This window comes from Acinetobacter endophylla (assembly GCF_053543775.1).
On sequence record NZ_JBLVOM010000271.1, the window covers coordinates 3,645 to 6,940 of the forward strand.

The 3,296-nt window shown below is 37.1% G+C and carries 3 protein-coding genes and 3 pseudogenes; 4 read left to right on the top strand and 2 right to left on the bottom strand.

Features of this window, described 5'->3' with window-relative positions:
• The 3 genes and pseudogenes from ACNPNW_RS15805 to ACNPNW_RS15815 all read left to right on the top strand — a co-directional run.
• Nucleotides 1–538 (top strand): tyrosine-type recombinase/integrase (locus ACNPNW_RS15805; RefSeq protein WP_448767151.1); only part of this gene is annotated, 538 nt, incomplete at its 5' end.
• Between the two features lie 50 nt (nt 539–588).
• Nucleotides 589–705: pseudogene (locus ACNPNW_RS15810) on the top strand (transposase); the annotation flags it as partial.
• A gap of 9 nt (nt 706–714) precedes the next feature.
• A pseudogene (locus ACNPNW_RS15815) lies at nt 715–831 on the top strand (putative oxygenase MesX); the annotation flags it as partial.
• 215 nt (nt 832–1,046) lie between these two features.
• Here the strand turns inward: ACNPNW_RS15815 and ACNPNW_RS15820 are convergent.
• A complete protein-coding gene (locus ACNPNW_RS15820) occupies nt 1,047–1,748 on the bottom strand; it encodes an IS1 family transposase (protein ID WP_004282341.1) in 702 nt (233 codons plus the stop codon).
• A 68-nt stretch (nt 1,749–1,816) separates the two neighbouring features.
• Here ACNPNW_RS15820 and ACNPNW_RS15825 point away from each other — a divergent pair, with 68 nt between their 5' ends.
• Nucleotides 1,817–3,208, top strand: coding sequence for a methylenetetrahydrofolate reductase C-terminal domain-containing protein (locus tag ACNPNW_RS15825; protein WP_448767152.1), 1,392 nt, complete (start codon nt 1,817–1,819; stop codon nt 3,206–3,208).
• Here ACNPNW_RS15825 and ACNPNW_RS15830 read toward each other — a convergent pair.
• Nucleotides 3,205–3,296 (bottom strand): annotated as a pseudogene (locus ACNPNW_RS15830) (epoxyqueuosine reductase QueH); the annotation flags it as partial. The gene ACNPNW_RS15825 and the pseudogene ACNPNW_RS15830 sit on opposite strands and share 4 nt — an antisense overlap.

The following is a 3,296-nucleotide window of genomic DNA, read 5'->3' on the forward strand; positions in this document are numbered from 1 at the left end:
TATTATTAAAAAAGCCCTGTTATTTAAATTATATACAGGCGTCCGTGGTGGAGAATTATTGCTTTGTGAACCACATCACTTCGATCTAGATAAAAAAATATGGAAAATACCAGCCTTACATATTAAACAATATAGAAGAAAGGTTATTTTAGGTCATGATATCCCTGATTTTTTTGTTCCACTATCTGATCAAGCACTTGAAGTTGTGAAATCAGCACTCGTTTGGTCTCATGGCGAAAAATATGTGTTTTCTAGCCCCCGAAATAATAATAAACCTATTCATTTTAATACCCTGAACTTGATTATCAGAAAAATGGGATATACTAAAAATGAATTAACTTCTCATGGGTTACGATCGACATTTAGTACCATATTAAATGAATCCGGTTTATTTCAATCAAATTGGATTGAAGCACAGCTATCTCATACTGATAAAAATAAAACCCGTGCAAGTTATAATCATGCAGAATATTTTAATCAGCGTATGGAAATGATGCAATGGTGGGGCGATTTTATTGATAGTTGTACTGTAAATTAATGGTTATGAAATCCAAGTTTTAATTAGAATAAGCTTTGTTGCGCAAACCTATTCACCGCCATAAATCATTATCTAAAATTGCATCTCGTGGTAAAAGCTCAATGGACCGGTTCTATGGCTATAAATTACATGTTGTGATGAATCAACTTAGAGAAATAGTCTGTTCACAATGATGATTTCTCTTAACTCGTAAAGTTTATGACGGTGTTGAACGTGTTCAATTGAATCTTAAGCAAGGTAAATGGACAGAAGAGAACTTCATTAAGCCGTATCAGAATATTCTTGAAGAATAGGCATTTCATTTCACATTAGAGCGAGAATCTCATGAGAAAGTTGCCTGATTGAATGTAGTGAATAGATTCATTGCATAATTGTTGACTAAAATTTTCTATATCAGCCTGATTAAGATTAATCGGGCTGATTCTGTTAGGTCGAATATAATAGCGACCTGCTTCAATCATTTTTATTTGAACTTTATTTTGGTGGTGTTTCAAAAAGTATGCTGGCATTAAACGAATCCATTATTGATATAAAAGAACACTAAATCAAAGGCTTTGAAATGATTTTCAAGCTTTTTGGAGAAGTTGCAGCTTCTCCTAAAGCCTCGCCTGATTCGATGCCGTAATCGACAATTATTGCCTTCTATACCCACAGTGAAAAATTTACCAATCAACTGTTTGCATTCTTTAAAGGTCGTAACAAAGCTATCCCAATGGTCACTTGATATACATGTATAGCTTACACCTAACTGCTTCAATTTTAATTTAAGTCGTTTTGCAGTGGCTAAATCTCGGTTACCCCATACATAAGCAACAATTTCACCTGTTTCTCGATGATAGGCATAAATTAGCCATTGTTTATTTTGCTTATGACCAACAAAAGTCCAAAACTCATCTACTTCAAGGGTTTCATAATGACTTTGCTGTGCTCGAAGTTGATATTTTGATTGGCTAAGTGTCCGTAGAACTTTACCGATACTTACTCTTTCAATTTCTGCTATATCCCTGACACCACTGCCTCGCACCATGAGGTGTAATATTTTGGTTTTGATACCTGAGTGACAGCCTTGATAACTGAGAGCATGATCACCAATAAATTGACGTCTGCATATTTTACATTGGTAATTTTGCTTACCATCTACTTTTGTGCCATTTTTCTTTATACTGTCACTTAGGCAGGCTGGACACTTGATTTCTAGAGTTATTCGCATTTCTCTATTTTATCAAAATCCAACCTGCTTTTTTTCAGCATACTTTTTGAAACACCACCCTTTATTTTATGTCACAGCTTGCTTCCCATTTTAAGCACAATCAGTTTTGTATTTTGTTGGAATATTTAAGTTCTGCTAAAGGCATTGCTGTACCAATGTCTTTAGCAGAATTTCCATGTGCGATCACTTTGGCAGATCGAGTGCATGCCGATAGTGATTTGGCACCACTTGAATGTGCGAAGACATTTCCTTCATCAGTGGAAAAAATCATCCATTATTCAGGGAAAGGTCGGGATATTACTGATTTTGAGACCTTCTTAAAATCAACTCAAGCTTCGGGACAGAAAAATTTACTGCTTCTCACAGGTGATAAGTTAAAAGGGCATACAAATAGTCAAGATGGAACGAATCGCACCCGATATTTAGAGTCTGTAAATGCGGTCATGGCCGCAAAGTGTTATGGTGGATTTCACATTGGTGTAGCTTTTAATCCCTTTAAATATGCTGAAGCTGAACGTGATGCACAATATTTAAAACTTCACAAAAAGATTAAAGCAGGAGCAGACTTTATCGTTACCCAGTTGGGTTACGATATGGAGGCTTTAAAACAAGCCAAGGCTTTTTTAAATCGTCATCGATACCCACAAAATATACTTGCTTGTGTTATGCCACTTAGTTTGGCACGTGCCAATTTTATGGTGAAACATAATGTCGCAGGAATTGTGATTACACCACACATGTTACGAGTGTTGGCTCAGGAAGAACAGGATGGACGAACTGAGAATGCTTATAAACGTTGTGCTATACAAATATTGATGTGTAAATATTTGGGTTTTGCAGGTGTGCATCTTTCAGCATGCCATAAGCCTGAAGAGCAAAAGCTTTTAGAAAAATATATTGAACAATATCGACATTATGGTTTACAGGAACTCGAAGCACTCTGGAATGCACTGTGGCAAGTGAAGACTAAAAATGAACTCGTGCCAGAATTAGCTTATTATTCCCGCCAACCATCCTCTAGCCAGCTTATTAAATATCAGCAATTGCATTTCATGCACAAGGCTCTATTTGAGTCCAAAATTGCCAAAGGTGTGGGGCATTTTATTTTTAAAGCCTCATTCTGGGAAAATACGCCTGCAGCAAAAGCATTGTTAAAAACTGAATTTATCTCTAAGCAAGGGGTCGTGGGTTGTGAAAGTTGTGGTCAATGTAGGTTAGGAGATACTTTATATATTTGCCCTGAAACTTGTCCCAAAGGATTGGCGAATGGTCCTTGTGGTGGTACGACATTGGATCGCTGTGAGTTTGGAGATCGTGAATGCATTCATTCTGTGAAAGCCCGACTTGCCAAAGCCGTGGGACAGACTGACGTTCTAAAAGAAAAACTGATTCCAACTGTACCCATTGAAGTCCGTGGAACCAGTTCCTGGAAAAATTGGTATCTGGCGACTGAAGCTTAGCTTTCATCATCCGTGGCATTCGAATAAAATTTCACGCCCAATTTGATGCGATCACGACCTTGGCTCATACGCCAACGGTTGGTATCAC